This is a genomic window from Stenotrophomonas sp. CFBP8994, from assembly GCF_034044835.1.
Lineage (GTDB): Bacteria > Pseudomonadota > Gammaproteobacteria > Xanthomonadales > Xanthomonadaceae > Stenotrophomonas > Stenotrophomonas rhizophila_A.
The window spans coordinates 810,956-823,572 of sequence record NZ_JAXCWT010000002.1; the positions used below are offsets into that span (position 1 = coordinate 810,956).

Consider the following 12,617-nt stretch of genomic DNA (forward strand, 5'->3'; position numbering starts at 1 on the left):
ATGAATCGCCCGCTCCCGCCTGCCGCACACGCCCTCAAAGCCGACAGTTTTGGCCGCATCCTGCTGATGGAGGAGGGCGGCACGCGCTTCGTCCGCCGCGACCTGCTCGCCACCCCGTGGTGGCTGCGGCTGCCGGCCTGGTGGTTGGCCCGGCGTGAAGCCCGCGCGCTGGCGCATCTGGATGGCATGCCGGACACCCCGGCGCTGCTGGCCTGGAACGGCCGCTGGCTGGACCGCAGCTTCATGGCCGGCGACGCCATGTACCAGCGCCCGCCTCGCGGCGACGTAGCCTACTTCCGCGCCGCACGCCGGTTGCTGCAGAAGGTGCACCGCCACGGCATCGCCCACAACGACCTGGCCAAGGAAGCGAACTGGCTGGTGCGCGAAGACGGCAGCCCGGCGCTGATCGACTTCCAGCTGGCCGTGATCGGCAACCCGCGCTCGCGCTGGATGCGCCTGCTGGCCCGCGAAGACCTGCGCCACCTGCTTAAGCACAAGCGCATGTACTGCCGTGAGTCGCTGACCCCGGTGGAAAAGCGCGTGCTCAAGCGCCACTCGTGGGTGCGCGACCTGTGGTTCCGCACCGGCAAGCCGGTGTACCGGTTCGTGACCCGGAAGATCCTGCACTGGGAAGACAATGAGGGGCAGGGGCCGAAGCCGTGACCTGGCGTGGCAGGTACCGGACATGGAACGGCGCCGGCATCCTGGGATAGGGGAATAAACCATGCACAAGACGGTCCACATAGCCCTCGCACTGGCAGCGCTCGCGCTCGGCATCTGGGCGTATTACGCCATGCCCGGTTGGATGGGGCTGATGGTGTGTGGTGTTCTCTTGGTATGCGCAGCGGTCGCAACCGTTGTTGCCGCACTGGGTCGCGGGGCACGGCAACAGGTTGCACGGCTGTGGAGGGAATTCTTCGATTCCCTCTACGGACTCTGATGCACCAATGAGATTGTGAATTCTGGGGTCAAAGCCGCAGGGAAGGTGAGGTAATGAGCAATTTTGTTGAACCCGCAGATATAGGAGCGGCACTCGCCGACTACAGGCGCCGCCTGGCTGATCATGCGAGTGATGCGCTCATCGCGGATTTCATTGTTTTCTGCTGGCAGGCCGTCGACCCCGGCCGAGTGGCGACTTTGGATTTGTCTGATGAGTTGGTCGATGCATGTGCAGATCAACTGTCCGAGCTCTTGAAGTTGGCCACCACCACCTGTGGCAAATGGAGTGCGCCACTGTTCTGGAAGCGCTACATTGAGTGGGCTGATTTTGCCGAAGCGCTGTCAATCGACGAATGCAAGTTGTTCATGCTTAGGTCTCCGGAGTACGTCGAACCAGCGTTCTACGTGTTCCTGGCGTCGGGTGGAGCGGAAATGCGTTCTGAAGCGATGAGCTTGCTTGCGCAATATGCGGATGCGACTACCACGCGGTCCCGATACGTCAGGTCTGTTCTGGAGAGTCGGCTAAGGACGGAGCGTGCGTTACGTTAGGGAAGCCGGCGGTTCCGGTTTGTAGGAGCACAACCAGCTCAGAGCTCGCTGATCACCCTCGCGCCGGTACGTGCGGTCCCGAGTTTGGCACGCGAATCAAGGGCTGCGGCGTGGAGCACGGCAACGGGTCGCACGGCTGTGGAGGGAATTCTTCGATTCCCTCTACGGACTCTGATGCACCGACATGCTTACGGTGCCACGGGCACCAGCTGCTGCGCGATGAAATTGCGCTTGGCGTCGAAGTCATAGCCCATCTGCACGCTTCCCAGGTCGGGGCAGGCGTGGCACTCGCGCAGTGGCGTGCGGTACAGCAGGCGAACGCCGCCGCCGTCCAGCGGGGCGGTGCCCGCCGCCTGTGCCGGGGCGAACGGTGTCGCCTGCGGATCGGCGGCCAGCAGCGCCTGTACGGCTGGGTCGGCGCGCAGCGTGTCGTCCAGCTGCACGTTGTCCACGTCAATGCGCTTGCCGCTGGCATCGATCAGCCGGGTGCCCTCGTTGGTATTGGCGCGGAACGGGTAGTTCACCGTTGCTACGCCGACGCCGTCCTGGTCATGCCAGGCGACCACATGGGCCAGCTCGCCGGCGCTGCTCAGCTGCTCGGCGGCGGTGACGGCATCGTCACTCGCACCACCGGCCAGCATCGCCTTCATCAAGCACTCGCGGGTGGCTGCGGCCTCGCCCTGGCGGCAGACATTGAGGTCGCCACTCCAGACCACCGCGTTGCTCCAGCGCAGGGTGCCGTTGGCGGGTGATTGGGCGGTGGGGGTGTTGGCGGTGCCAGCAGGTGCTGCATCGGGCGCGGCGGCGGTCGGCTCGCGTTGGCAGGCGGTGGCGATCAGGACCACGCCGACGGCAATGAACAAACAGCGGGAACGGCGCATGGTGAATACCTCGCAGCAGTAACCGGGGCAGTAACTATCGTCAAGGGGCGGTTAATTGCGCGTGGGCGCGGCATACTTGGCCGATCATGAGACCGCAGGAGTTGATCGACGTGGCCAGTCTGCAAGGGAAAACCCTATTCATCACCGGCGCCTCGCGCGGTATCGGCCTGGCGATTGCTCTGCGCGCCGCACGCGATGGCGCCAACGTGGCGATCGCCGCCAAGTCTGCGGTCCCCAATCCGAAACTGCCGGGCACCATTCATAGCGCCGCCGAAGCGGTCACCGCCGCGGGCGGGCAGGGCCTGGCACTGAAGTGCGACATCCGCGAAGAAGACCAGGTGCGCGCGGCGGTGGCGGCCACCGTGGATACCTTTGGTGGCATCGACATCCTGGTCAACAACGCCAGTGCGATCTGGCTGCGCGGCACGCTGGATACGCCGATGAAGCGGTTCGACCTGATGCAGCAGGTCAATTCGCGCGGCAGTTTCCTGTGCGCGCAGGCCTGCCTGCCGCACCTGCTGCAGGCGCCCAACCCGCACATCCTCACCCTGGCGCCGCCGCCGAGCCTGGACCCGAAGTGGTGGGCCCCACATACCGGTTACACGCTGGCCAAAATGGGCATGAGCTTCGTTACGCTGGGCCTGGCGGCAGAGTTCGGGCCGCAGGGCGTGGCGGTCAATGCGCTGTGGCCGCGCACGGTGATCGCCACTGACGCAATCAACATGATTCCCGGCGTGGACGTGGGCGGCTGCCGCACACCAGAGATCCTGGCCGACGCCGCGCATGCGGTATTGACCCGCGAGGCGGCCGGGTTCAGCGGCAACTTCCTGCTGGATGATGAGGTGTTGGCGGAGGCTGGAGTTACGGATCTTTCCGGGTACGCGGTGGATCCCTCGCGCCCGTTGCTGCCGGATCTGTTCCTGGATTGACGGGGTGGCAGGCAGTGCGCAGGACACGCGTGGCGTGTCGCTACGCGGCCGGGAAGCGTAGAGACACGCCATGCGTGTCCCACGTAGACCCGATCACTGATTGAACGCTTCCGGCAGCCGCTCACCGCACTGCCGGCAATGCTTCGCATCCGGCTCATGCCCTTCCAGTCCGCACGCCGGGCACCCGCGCGCATCGCGTTTGGCGGCGCGTTCGGCATCGCGCATGGTATTGGCCAGCTCCGCGGTGTAGATGCCGGTAGGCACGGCGATGATGCTGTAGCCGATCAGGATCAGCACCGAGGTCACGAAGCGGCCCAGTACCGTCTGCGGCACGATGTCGCCAAAGCCCACCGTGGCCATCGTCACCACCGCCCAGTACATTGCGCTGGGAATGCTGGTGAAGCCATGGTTCGGCCCTTCGATCACGTACATCAGGGTGCCGGCGATGATCGTGATGGTGATCACCGTGAACAGGAACAACAGGATCTTGCGCCGGCTGCGCCACAGCGATTCCATCAGCACGCCGCTTTCTTCGATGTAGCGGGTCAGCTTGAGGATGCGGAACACGCGCAGGATGCGCAGCGCACGTACCACCAGCAGGCTCTGCGCACCGGGAATGAACAGCGAAAGGTAGGTGGGCAGGATCGAGGCCAGGTCGATGATGCCCCAGATGCTGAAGGCGTAGCGCAGCGGCCGCTTCACCACCACCAGCCGCAGCAGGTATTCGGCGGTGAACAGGATCGTGAACCCCCACTCGACCACGTACAGCCAACTGGCATGTTCGATATGGAAACGCTGCACGCTGTCGAACATCACCACCAGCACGCTGGCGATGATGGCGTAGACCAGCAGCAGGTCGAAGTTGCGCGACGGCCGGGTGTCGTGGCGGTAGATGATGTCGAACCAGGTCCGGCGCCAGCCGGAGTCGGTGGCGGGGTTCAGCTGGGGGGCGCGCAGGGGGTGCATGGGCCGCATTGTGCCCCAGCCGGTGGAGGGGGAGAATGGACCCCCTTCCCGGACCCCTCGGACCCCTGACCGCCATGACCGCTGCTGCCCCCGATCCGCTCCTGTCCCTGTCGCATTACTACCTGCCGGTGTACAAGCCGCGCCAGGTGGTGCTCGAACGCGGCCAGGGCGCCCGCGTCTGGGACAACCAGGGCAGTGAGTTCATCGACCTGGCCGCCGGCATTGCCGTGTGCGGCCTGGGCCACAACGATCCGGACCTGAAGGCCGCGCTGATCGAGCAGGCCGGCAAGCTGTGGCACACCAGCAACGTGTTCTACAGCGAACCGCCGTTGCGCCTGGCCGAGGAGCTGGTCACCGCCTCGCGCTTCGCCGAGCGCGTGTTCCTGTGCAATTCCGGCGCCGAAGCCAACGAAGTGGCGATCAAATTGGTGCGCAAGTGGGCCTCCTCGCAGGGCCGTCCGGCCCACCAGCGCGTCATTGTGACCTTCCGTGGCAGCTTCCATGGCCGCACCCTGGCGGCGGTGACCGCCACCGCACAGCCGAAGTACCAGGAAGGCTACGAGCCGCTGCCCGGTGGCTTCCGCTATGTGGACTTCAACGATGAAGTGCAGCTGGAAACGGCGATGGCCGCCGGCGACGTCGCTGCGGTGATGCTGGAGCCGATCCAGGGCGAAGGCGGGGTGATGCCGGCCAAGCCGGGCTTCATGAAGCGCATCCGCGAGCTGTGCGACCAGCACAACGCGCTGATGGTGCTCGATGAGATCCAGGTCGGTATGGGCCGCACCGGCACGCTGTTCGCGCACTGGCAGGACGAGATCAAACCGGACATCGTGACCCTGGCCAAGGCGCTGGGTGGCGGCTTCCCGATCGGCGCGATGCTGGCCGGCCCCAAGGTGGCCGAGACCATGCAGTTCGGTGCGCACGGCACCACCTTCGGCGGCAACCCGCTGGCGGCGGCGGTGGCGCGCGTGGCGCTGCGTAAATTGTCGTCGCCGGAGATCGCACGCAACGTGAGCCGCCAGTCGCAGGCGCTGCGCGATGGGCTGGGGAAAATCAATGACGAGTTCAAGGTGTTCAGCCAGGTGCGCGGCCGCGGCCTGATGCTGGGCGCGGTGCTGGACAAGGATTTCGCCGGGCAGGCCGGGGCGATCCTGGATCATGCTGCCGAGCATGGGCTGCTGACGCTTCAGGCCGGGCCGGATGTGCTGCGGTTCGTGCCGGCGTTGAACATCAGCGATGAAGAGATTGCCGAAGGCCTGAAGCGGTTGCGGGCTGCGGTGCAGTCGTTCGTCGCGTCGCGTTGAGGAAGGGCCGCCGGCTGACGGTAGCCGACTAAGAGCAGCCGACTAACAGTCGGCTCTACACGTCGGCTGCCCTGCATCAGGCGTTGATGCCGAACCGGTGCATGAGCTTGCCGAAACTACGGCTGTCGTTCGCGGTGTCGGCTTGCAGCCCGGCCAGGCGCGCGCCGCGCACATTGACGAACAGATCGTCGACGAACAGGGTGCGGGCGGGACGTGCGGCGAGCCGTTCCACCGCTTTCAGGAACATCGCCGGGTCGGGTTTGCGCCCGCCCAGTTCGCCACTGCACAGGATGCGCCCTTCCAGCATCGGCGCCAGCGTAGGCAGGATGCGTGGAATGGTCTGCGCCATCAGTGCGCCGTTGTTGGTGAGGATGGCGATCGGCATCACCTGCGCGATGCGCTGCACGCGCTCGACCACGCCGGTCTGCGGCGGTGAGGCGGCGATGCGCGCGTCCTGCCATTGGGCGAGACTGATGGTCACGCCGAGTGCATCACCCAGTTGCTGCAGGTAGCGCGTGCTGTCCAGCCCCAGGTCGAACTGCTGTTCCAGTCCGCTGTCGAACAGTGCCGCGTGCACCTGTGCGGGCGTGCATCCGCAGGACTCGGCCAGGTGGCGCACACGCAGGTGCCGCGCGTAGTTGACCAGCACGCCATCGAAGTCCAGCAGCAGGCAGTCCAGGGCAACCGGCATGTTCCACTCATGTGCGAAGCGACAGCCGACGTTACCGCACTGTCGGGGTTCGCTGCGACATCCCGTCGCACCACGCCCTTGGTGGACCTGCCTAGAATTGCAGTGACTGAAGGATGGAGAACGCCGTGAAACTGTTTGTCCCCATGATCCTGGCAGGGTTGGCGTTGGCGCCCGTCGCACAGGCACGCGTGTGTGCGGTCAGCATCGACAGCACCGACCAGATGAGCTTCAGCAGCAAGGAGATCAAAGTGGCCGGCGACTGCAGCCAGGTGAAGCTGACCCTGCGCCACACCGGCAAGCTGGCGGCCACGGCGATGGGGCACAACTGGGTGCTGACCCAGGCGGCGGACTACCAGCCGGTGGCGCTGGCGGGCATGCGGATGACGCTGGCCGACAGCTACCTGCCGAAGAAGGATCCGCGTGTGCTGGCACATACGGCGGTGATCGGCGGCGGGCAGAGCACCAGCGTGACGTTCCCTACCGCGGCATTGCGCAAAGGCGGGGACTACACGTTCTTCTGCTCGTTCCCCGGGCACTTCGCGATGATGAAAGGCAGGTTTGTGTTCGGCTGATGCCGAACACAATCCTCCGGGCTGCTCAGCCCTTGGCGACCTTGAACGCCTCGCGCGCGGCTTCAATCGTTGCGTCGATGATGCTGTCATCGTGCGCGCTGGACAGGAAGCCGGCCTCATACGCCGACGGCGCCAGGAACACTCCGCGCTCGAGCATCGCGTGGAAGAAGCGGTTGAACGCGGCGGTATCGCAGGCCGTGGCCTGGGCGTAGGTTTCTACCTTCTGGTCGGTGAAGAACAGCCCGAACATCGCGCCCACCTGGTTGGTGGTGACCGCTACACCCGCATCGGCCGCCGCAGCTTCCAGCCCGGCGCACAGGCGCGCGCTGGCCGCCGACAGGCGGTCGTGGAAGCCCGGTTCCTGCACCAGTTCCAGCATCGCCAGGCCCGCGGCCATGGCCACCGGATTGCCGCTCAGCGTGCCGGCCTGGTAGATCGGGCCGGCCGGGGCGATCTGCGACATCAGCTCGCGGCGGCCGCCATAGGCACCCACCGGCATGCCGCCGCCGATGATCTTGCCGAAGGTGGTCAGGTCCGGGGTGATGCCGTAATGCGCCTGCGCGCCGCCCAGCGCGACGCGGAAGCCGGTCATCACTTCATCGAAGATCAGCACCGTGCCGTAGTGCGTGCACAGCGCGCGCAGGTGCTGCAGGTAGCCGTCGCGCGGCGGAATGCAGTTGGCGTTGCCCACCACCGGTTCGATGATAAGGCCGGCGATGTCCGCGCCCTGCTCGGCGAACAGCGCGGTGGCCGCCTCGAAATCGTTGTAGGGCAGGGTCAGGGTGAGTTCGCTCAGGCCGGCCGGCACGCCCGGCGAGGTCGGCACGCCCAGGGTCAGCATGCCGCTGCCGGCCTTGACCAGGAACGAGTCGCCGTGGCCGTGGTAGCAGCCTTCGAACTTCACGATGCGGCTGCGGCCGGTAGCGCCGCGCGCCAGCCGGATCGCCGACAGGGTGGCTTCGGTACCCGAATTGACCATGCGCACCATCTCGCACGAGGGCACCAGCCGGGTCAGCGTTTCAGCCATGGTCACTTCGGCCGCGCACGGCGCGCCGAACGACAGGCCGTTGTTGATCGCGTGCTTGACCGCCTGGCGCACGGCGCTGTGGTTGTGGCCGACGATCATCGGGCCCCACGAGCCCACGTAGTCGATGTAACGGTTGCCGTCGACGTCGTACAGGTACGGGCCGTCGGCGCGCTCAACGAAGAACGGCTCGCCGCTCACCGACTTGAACGCGCGCACCGGCGAATTGACGCCGCCCGGAAGCAGTTCCTGGGCGCGGGTGAACAGGGCGTGGGACTGGTCGTGCTTCATGCGGAAAGGTCCTGGAAACAAGCAAGGTAGGCGTGCAGGGTGGCCACCGGGTCGTTGGCGGCGAAGACGCTGCTGACCACGGCCACCAGATCGGCGCCGGCGGCGATGATCGGGCCCACATTGTCCGGCGTCAGCCCCCCGATCGCCACCCGCGGCACCCCGAGTGCGGCGCTTTGCCGCAGCAGGTCCGGGTGGGCGCGGCTGCTGGTGACCTTGGTGGTGGTCGGGAAGAAGGCGCCAAAGGCCACGTAGCTGGCCCCGGCGGCCACCGCCCGTTCGGCATTGGCCAGCTGGTCGTAGCAGGAGGCGCCGATGATGGCGGCCGGGCCGAGCAGGGCGCGCGCGGCGCCGATGTCGCCATCGGTGCCGCCCAGGTGCACGCCGGCCGCGCCGACCTCGTGGGCCAGGGCCGGGTCATCGTTGATGATCAGCGGCACGCCGTGCGCGGCGCACAGGTCCTGCAGGGCAAGCGCCTGCTCGCGGCGCAGCGCGTCGCCGGCGGTCTTGTTGCGGTACTGCAGCCAGGTTGGGCCGGCGGCCAGAAGCGGGGCCACGCGGACCAGCAGGCGGGCGGTATCGGCCTCGTCGGGGGTGATCAGGTACACGCCGCGCGCGGGCGCGGCCGGGGAAGCAGGGAGCGTCATCGATGGCTACCGGTAGAACGGCGGGAGTGGGACAATGGCCTATGACCGTACTGCCCAACGCCTGATTATCCGATGACCGACGCCACCGCCACCACCTTCCGCACCTGGATGTGCGTTGTCTGCGGCTTCATCTACAGGGAAGTCGATGGCCTGCCCGAAGAGGGCATCGCCCCGGGTACCGCCTGGGAAGACGTGCCTGACACCTGGACCTGCCCGGACTGCGGCGTGACCAAGGACGATTTCGAGATGGTCGAGATTGATTAACCGGCAGCGTTGGCGGGTAGAGCCGACTGTCAGTCGGCTGCAGCGCGCAGCGCTGCTGCGTTTTGCCCCGCCAAGAGCAGCCGACTGACAGTCGGCTCTACCCGGCGGGCGTCCCATGTTCAATGCAGCCGCGGTACCCGGCCACCCATTTCCACCAGCTTCTCGCGCACCCACTGCGCATCATTGGCCTGGCCGTTGCGTTGCAGGTACAGCGCCAGGTCCTGGCGCGCGCCGGCCTGGTAATCCAGCTGCAGGTAGGCCAGGCCGCGGTCGCGCAGGGCATCGTCCTGTTCCGGGGCCAGCTTCAGCAGGCGGTCGGCACTGCGCGCGGCGCGGTCCCACTCGCTGCGCTCCACATATACGCCGTGCAGGTTGCGCAGCATCCGCATCAGGATCGCCCGCGCCGGGGCCGCATCCAGGATCTGCGCCAGCACGCTGTCGTCGGGCACTTCGCCGCCCAGGTGCGAGCGCGCGCGTTCGCGCAGCTCCTCCACGTCCAGCGGCCGCCCGCCGTTGAACGGGTCCATGACCAGCATCCCGTCGTCCACCGGCAGCCGCACCAGGAAATGGCCGGGGAAGGACACGCCGTCCAGCGGGATGCCCAGCCGCCGGGCCACTTCCATCTGCACCATGGCCAGGGAGATCGGGTTGCCCAGCCGGCGTTCGAACACCTGGTTGAGGTAGCTGTTACGGGGGTCGTAATACTCGCCATGGTCACCGCCATAGCCGAGTTCATCGAACAGGTGGCGATTGACCGCCGCGATCTTGAGCGGCCAATGCTCGATCGTGTCCACCTCGGTGCGCAGGTGGTCGGCGTGGCTCTGCACCAGCGCGTCATAGACCTGCGGGTCCAGGTCGGGGTATTCGTCGCGGGCGATCAGCAGCGCCGTGGGCAACAGCGGCAGCGCCTCGTCGTCCAGTTCGGCCAGGGAGTCCCACGCCGGCAATGTCATTGGCGCCTGCATGGACACAGACTGGCGACAAACGCGGCCCGATTCAAGCGGGATCGCGTGAAAACTCCGGGACTGGCGGGGCGTGCCCGCCAGCCCGGTTCAGGGCTTGTCGGCGATACCCGGGCCGAAGGTCAGCACCGCGCCATCCTGCAGGCCCAGCTTCTCGGCCTGGCCGGCGTTGAGTTCCAGCACGTAACGGGCCGGGCCGCTGCTGGGGTAGGGCGGGCAGCGGTCGCCGGCCGAACACGGCGGTACATCGCGCTGCTGGCTCACCAGGCGGCGCTGGTCATCGAAATACAGGATGTCCAGCGCGATCTTGGTGTTCTTCATCCAGTACGCCTGCAGCTCCTGGCGGTCGTGCACGAACAGCATGCCGTGGTCGGCGGGCATCTCGTCGCGGAACATCAGGCCGCGCGTGCGGCTTTCATCGTTGGTGGCCAGTTCCACCTGGTAGCGGGCCCCGCCCAGTTCCACCCAATGGCTGGCACCGGCGCTGGCACAGCCGGACAACGTGAGCAGCAACAGCAGCGGCAGCAGCAGGCGAATGAAGGGCATGGGCGGTCCTCGCAGAAGAGCCGGCACGGGCGTGCCGACGGTGGATATCAGAACACCATCGGCGGTTCACCGCCAACAATGACCACATCGGCCGGGCGGCGCGCGAACAGGCCCACGGCGACCACGCCGGGCAGCTGGTTGAGCTCGCGCTCCAGCGCCACCGGGTCGGTGATCTGCAGGTGGTGGATGTCCAGGATCTGGTTGCCATTGTCGGTCACCACGCCTTCGCGCCAGGCCGGCTGGCCGCCGGTCATGTCCATGATGCGGCGGGCGATCAGGCTGCGCGCCATCGGGATCACTTCCACCGGCAGCGGGAATCTGCCCAGCACCGGCACCTGCTTGCTCGGGTCGATGATGCACACGAAACGCTCGCTGGCCTCGGCAATGATCTTCTCGCGGGTCAGCGCGGCGCCACCGCCCTTGATCAGGCACTTGTTGCCGTCGCACTCGTCGGCGCCGTCCACGTACAGCGACAGGCCGCCGGTGTGGTTGAGTTCCAGCACCTCGATGCCGTGCTGCTTCAGGCGCGCGGTGCTCTGCTCGGAGCTGGACACGGTGCCCTTGATGCGGTGCTGGATGCGGGCCAGGCCGTCGATGAAGTAGGCAACGGTGGAGCCGGTGCCGACCCCGACGATCATGCCGTCTTCGACGTATTCGAGGGCTTTTTCTGCGGCGAGGCGTTTGGCTTCGGACATGGCGGGAAACTCGTGAAGGAAAAGGTCAGTGTTTTTCGAGCGACAGCAGCAGCTTCCACTGCGCGGCGGTCACCGGCAGGATCGACAGGCGGTTGCCGCGCGCGATCAGGGGAAACCCTTCGCCCAGCGCGTCGGCATGCAGCTTGATCTCGTCCAGCGAAATGGTGTCGCGCAGCTTGCGCTCGAAGGCCACGTCCACCAGCAGCCAGCGTGGCGTTTCGCGGGTGGCCTTGGGATCGTAATAGTCCGATTTCGGATCGAACTGGGTATCGTCCGGATACGCCTCGGTGGCGACCGTGGCGATTCCCACGATGCCCGGCACCTTGGTGTTGGAGTGGTAGAACAGGATGCCGTCGCCGACCTTCATGCCATCGCGCATGAAGTTGCGCGCCTGGTAGTTGCGCACGCCGTTCCAGGGTTCCTGGCCCACGCGCTTGAGGTCATCGATGGAAAAGGCGTCCGGTTCGGACTTCATCAGCCAGTAGCGCTTGCGTGCGGTCATGCGTCGTTCTATCGGGGAAGGTACGTGGTGGTGTCGGTACAGATCGCATCCACGCCAACGTCCCACGGCTGCACGGGCAGGTCATCGACCTGCTGCACCGAAAAACCGACGCCGGCCAGCCACGGCGGGGCCGGGCGCTGGTTGCGGAATGCGAAGCTGCGATCATACCAGCCGCCTCCCATGCCCAGCCGCCGGCATTGCGCGTCGAAGCCCACCAGCGGGGCTACCACCAGCGTCATCTGGTCCGGCGCGAGGGTGTCGCCTACGGCGATGTCGGGTTCTGGAATGCCGAAGCGGTTGCTGGTCAGCGGCTGGCCCGGGCGCCACGGCGCGAAGCGCAGCGTGTCGCCGGCCAGCACGGGCAGGCAGTAGGTGGCGGTGTCGGGCAGACGCATCTGCCAGCGGTGCAGCGCGATTTCGCCATCCAGTGCCCAGTACCCGGCCACGAAGCCGTGGGTGGGCGCGAAGGGCAATGCAAGCAGGGCATCGGCTAGCAGTTCGGCGGCGGCCAGGCGCTGCGCGGCGGGAATGTCTCGGCGGCGTTGGCGCAGCTGCTGGCGCAGTGCGGAGCGCGGGTCGGTCATGCCTGGGTCCGTTGAGGCCGGATAAAACAAGAGCGACGTTCCAGTGGAACGTCGCTCTTGCAGGAATACTGCATTCTCCGCGGTGACGATGCGTGCGAAACGACCTTGAACCCGGGGTTCAAGTGGGTACGCTGGGCCTCCATTGGGCTTCCCGCTACAAGGCGGACCTGCACTCCCGGCGACGTCGCGCACCCGTGGTCGTAATTAAGGGACAAGGCGAATGTTTGCACACGCCGTCGTTCACAGCAGAGAACGCATGGCCATTATAGCCAAC

The 12,617-nt window shown here is 66.6% G+C and carries 17 protein-coding genes and 1 other RNA gene; 7 read left to right on the forward strand and 11 right to left on the reverse strand.

Features of this window, described 5'->3' with window-relative positions:
- The 3 genes from SOM39_RS08325 to SOM39_RS08335 all read left to right on the forward strand — a co-directional run bounded on the left by SOM39_RS08325 (window position 1) and on the right by SOM39_RS08335 (window position 1,488).
- Complete coding sequence (locus SOM39_RS08325) at window positions 1–663, forward strand: phosphotransferase (RefSeq protein WP_249833054.1); 663 nt, start codon at window positions 1–3, stop codon at window positions 661–663.
- 61 nt (window positions 664–724) lie between these two features.
- Window positions 725–940 (forward strand): hypothetical protein, encoded by a 216-nt coding sequence (locus tag SOM39_RS08330; RefSeq protein WP_320458042.1) that lies wholly within the window; start codon window positions 725–727, stop codon window positions 938–940.
- A gap of 53 nt (window positions 941–993) precedes the next feature.
- The gene (locus SOM39_RS08335) at window positions 994–1,488 is read left to right on the forward strand and encodes a hypothetical protein (RefSeq protein WP_320458043.1); all 495 of its coding nucleotides are present in this window, start codon (window positions 994–996) and stop codon (window positions 1,486–1,488) included.
- A gap of 188 nt (window positions 1,489–1,676) precedes the next feature.
- Here the strand turns inward: SOM39_RS08335 and SOM39_RS08340 are convergent, their stop codons facing one another.
- On the reverse strand, window positions 1,677–2,369 hold the full coding sequence (locus SOM39_RS08340; RefSeq protein ID WP_320458044.1) for a hypothetical protein: 693 nt from the start codon (window positions 2,367–2,369) through the stop codon (window positions 1,677–1,679).
- 86 nt (window positions 2,370–2,455) lie between these two features.
- On the opposite strand from SOM39_RS08340, the gene SOM39_RS08345 reads away from it, so the two are divergent.
- Entirely contained in the window at window positions 2,456–3,298 is an 843-nt protein-coding gene (locus SOM39_RS08345; RefSeq protein ID WP_217537998.1) for an SDR family oxidoreductase, read from the forward strand.
- A 93-nt stretch (window positions 3,299–3,391) separates the two neighbouring features.
- On the opposite strand, the gene SOM39_RS08350 is transcribed toward SOM39_RS08345, so the two are convergent.
- Entirely contained in the window at window positions 3,392–4,264 is an 873-nt protein-coding gene (locus SOM39_RS08350; protein ID WP_320458045.1) for an ion transporter, read from the reverse strand.
- 74 nt (window positions 4,265–4,338) lie between these two features.
- Here SOM39_RS08350 and SOM39_RS08355 point away from each other — a divergent pair, with 74 nt between their 5' ends.
- Complete coding sequence (locus SOM39_RS08355; protein ID WP_320458046.1) at window positions 4,339–5,568, forward strand: acetylornithine transaminase; 1,230 nt, start codon at window positions 4,339–4,341, stop codon at window positions 5,566–5,568.
- 76 nt (window positions 5,569–5,644) lie between these two features.
- Here SOM39_RS08355 and SOM39_RS08360 read toward each other — a convergent pair whose 3' ends face one another.
- Complete coding sequence (locus SOM39_RS08360) at window positions 5,645–6,259, reverse strand: HAD-IA family hydrolase (RefSeq protein WP_320458047.1); 615 nt, start codon at window positions 6,257–6,259, stop codon at window positions 5,645–5,647.
- Window positions 6,260–6,384: 125 nt separating this feature from the next.
- Between SOM39_RS08360 and azu the strand changes: the two genes are divergently transcribed.
- Window positions 6,385–6,831, forward strand: a complete 447-nt coding sequence (azu, locus tag SOM39_RS08365; protein WP_176472636.1) for an azurin — start codon at window positions 6,385–6,387, stop codon at window positions 6,829–6,831.
- A gap of 25 nt (window positions 6,832–6,856) precedes the next feature.
- On the opposite strand, the gene hemL is transcribed toward azu, so the two are convergent.
- Window positions 6,857–8,146 (reverse strand): glutamate-1-semialdehyde 2,1-aminomutase, encoded by a 1,290-nt coding sequence (gene hemL / locus SOM39_RS08370; protein WP_320458048.1) that lies wholly within the window; start codon window positions 8,144–8,146, stop codon window positions 6,857–6,859.
- Entirely contained in the window at window positions 8,143–8,790 is a 648-nt protein-coding gene (gene thiE, locus SOM39_RS08375; RefSeq protein ID WP_320458049.1) for a thiamine phosphate synthase, read from the reverse strand. Before thiE ends, hemL begins: the two co-directional genes overlap by 4 nt.
- A 72-nt stretch (window positions 8,791–8,862) precedes the next feature.
- Here thiE and SOM39_RS08380 point away from each other — a divergent pair, with 72 nt between their 5' ends.
- Complete coding sequence (locus SOM39_RS08380) at window positions 8,863–9,054, forward strand: rubredoxin (protein WP_068853901.1); 192 nt, start codon at window positions 8,863–8,865, stop codon at window positions 9,052–9,054.
- A gap of 119 nt (window positions 9,055–9,173) precedes the next feature.
- Here the strand turns inward: SOM39_RS08380 and SOM39_RS08385 are convergent, their stop codons facing one another.
- From SOM39_RS08385 to ssrS, 6 genes are all read right to left on the reverse strand, one after another.
- Window positions 9,174–10,019, reverse strand: coding sequence for a SirB1 family protein (locus SOM39_RS08385; protein WP_068853900.1), 846 nt, complete (start codon window positions 10,017–10,019; stop codon window positions 9,174–9,176).
- A gap of 87 nt (window positions 10,020–10,106) precedes the next feature.
- Window positions 10,107–10,562, reverse strand: coding sequence for a DUF192 domain-containing protein (locus SOM39_RS08390; protein WP_320458050.1), 456 nt, complete (start codon window positions 10,560–10,562; stop codon window positions 10,107–10,109).
- A 47-nt stretch (window positions 10,563–10,609) separates the two neighbouring features.
- On the reverse strand, window positions 10,610–11,257 hold the full coding sequence (gene rpiA / locus SOM39_RS08395) for a ribose-5-phosphate isomerase RpiA (protein WP_093533643.1): 648 nt from the start codon (window positions 11,255–11,257) through the stop codon (window positions 10,610–10,612).
- A gap of 25 nt (window positions 11,258–11,282) precedes the next feature.
- Window positions 11,283–11,759 carry an EVE domain-containing protein gene (locus tag SOM39_RS08400; RefSeq protein WP_068853897.1) on the reverse strand — a complete coding sequence of 159 codons (477 nt, stop codon included), beginning with the start codon at window positions 11,757–11,759 and terminating at the stop codon, window positions 11,283–11,285.
- Window positions 11,760–11,767: 8 nt separating this feature from the next.
- On the reverse strand, window positions 11,768–12,343 hold the full coding sequence (locus SOM39_RS08405) for a 5-formyltetrahydrofolate cyclo-ligase (protein WP_095363585.1): 576 nt from the start codon (window positions 12,341–12,343) through the stop codon (window positions 11,768–11,770).
- Between the two features lie 70 nt (window positions 12,344–12,413).
- Window positions 12,414–12,598, reverse strand: a non-coding RNA gene (ssrS, locus tag SOM39_RS08410) — 6S RNA.
- Window positions 12,599–12,617 lie beyond the last annotated feature (19 nt).

Excerpts from the sequence above, each read along its gene's own strand:
- SOM39_RS08360 (WP_320458047.1), bottom strand. The coding sequence starts at position 6,259 with ATGCCGGTTGCCCTGGACTGCCTGCTGCTGGACTTCGATGGCGTGCTG.
- thiE (WP_320458049.1), bottom strand. The coding sequence starts at position 8,790 with ATGACGCTCCCTGCTTCCCCGGCCGCGCCCGCGCGCGGCGTGTACCTG.
- SOM39_RS08325 (WP_249833054.1), top strand. The coding sequence starts at position 1 with ATGAATCGCCCGCTCCCGCCTGCCGCACACGCCCTCAAAGCCGACAGT.
- SOM39_RS08345 (WP_217537998.1), top strand. The coding sequence starts at position 2,456 with ATGAGACCGCAGGAGTTGATCGACGTGGCCAGTCTGCAAGGGAAAACC.
- SOM39_RS08400 (WP_068853897.1), bottom strand. The coding sequence starts at position 11,759 with ATGACCGCACGCAAGCGCTACTGGCTGATGAAGTCCGAACCGGACGCC.
- SOM39_RS08335 (WP_320458043.1), top strand. The coding sequence starts at position 994 with ATGAGCAATTTTGTTGAACCCGCAGATATAGGAGCGGCACTCGCCGAC.
- SOM39_RS08405 (WP_095363585.1), bottom strand. The coding sequence starts at position 12,343 with ATGACCGACCCGCGCTCCGCACTGCGCCAGCAGCTGCGCCAACGCCGC.
- rpiA (WP_093533643.1), bottom strand. The coding sequence starts at position 11,257 with ATGTCCGAAGCCAAACGCCTCGCCGCAGAAAAAGCCCTCGAATACGTC.
- SOM39_RS08350 (WP_320458045.1), bottom strand. The coding sequence starts at position 4,264 with ATGCACCCCCTGCGCGCCCCCCAGCTGAACCCCGCCACCGACTCCGGC.
- SOM39_RS08355 (WP_320458046.1), top strand. The coding sequence starts at position 4,339 with ATGACCGCTGCTGCCCCCGATCCGCTCCTGTCCCTGTCGCATTACTAC.
- SOM39_RS08390 (WP_320458050.1), bottom strand. The coding sequence starts at position 10,562 with ATGCCCTTCATTCGCCTGCTGCTGCCGCTGCTGTTGCTGCTCACGTTG.
- hemL (WP_320458048.1), bottom strand. The coding sequence starts at position 8,146 with ATGAAGCACGACCAGTCCCACGCCCTGTTCACCCGCGCCCAGGAACTG.
- SOM39_RS08330 (WP_320458042.1), top strand. The coding sequence starts at position 725 with ATGCACAAGACGGTCCACATAGCCCTCGCACTGGCAGCGCTCGCGCTC.
- SOM39_RS08340 (WP_320458044.1), bottom strand. The coding sequence starts at position 2,369 with ATGCGCCGTTCCCGCTGTTTGTTCATTGCCGTCGGCGTGGTCCTGATC.
- SOM39_RS08385 (WP_068853900.1), bottom strand. The coding sequence starts at position 10,019 with ATGCAGGCGCCAATGACATTGCCGGCGTGGGACTCCCTGGCCGAACTG.
- SOM39_RS08380 (WP_068853901.1), top strand. The coding sequence starts at position 8,863 with ATGACCGACGCCACCGCCACCACCTTCCGCACCTGGATGTGCGTTGTC.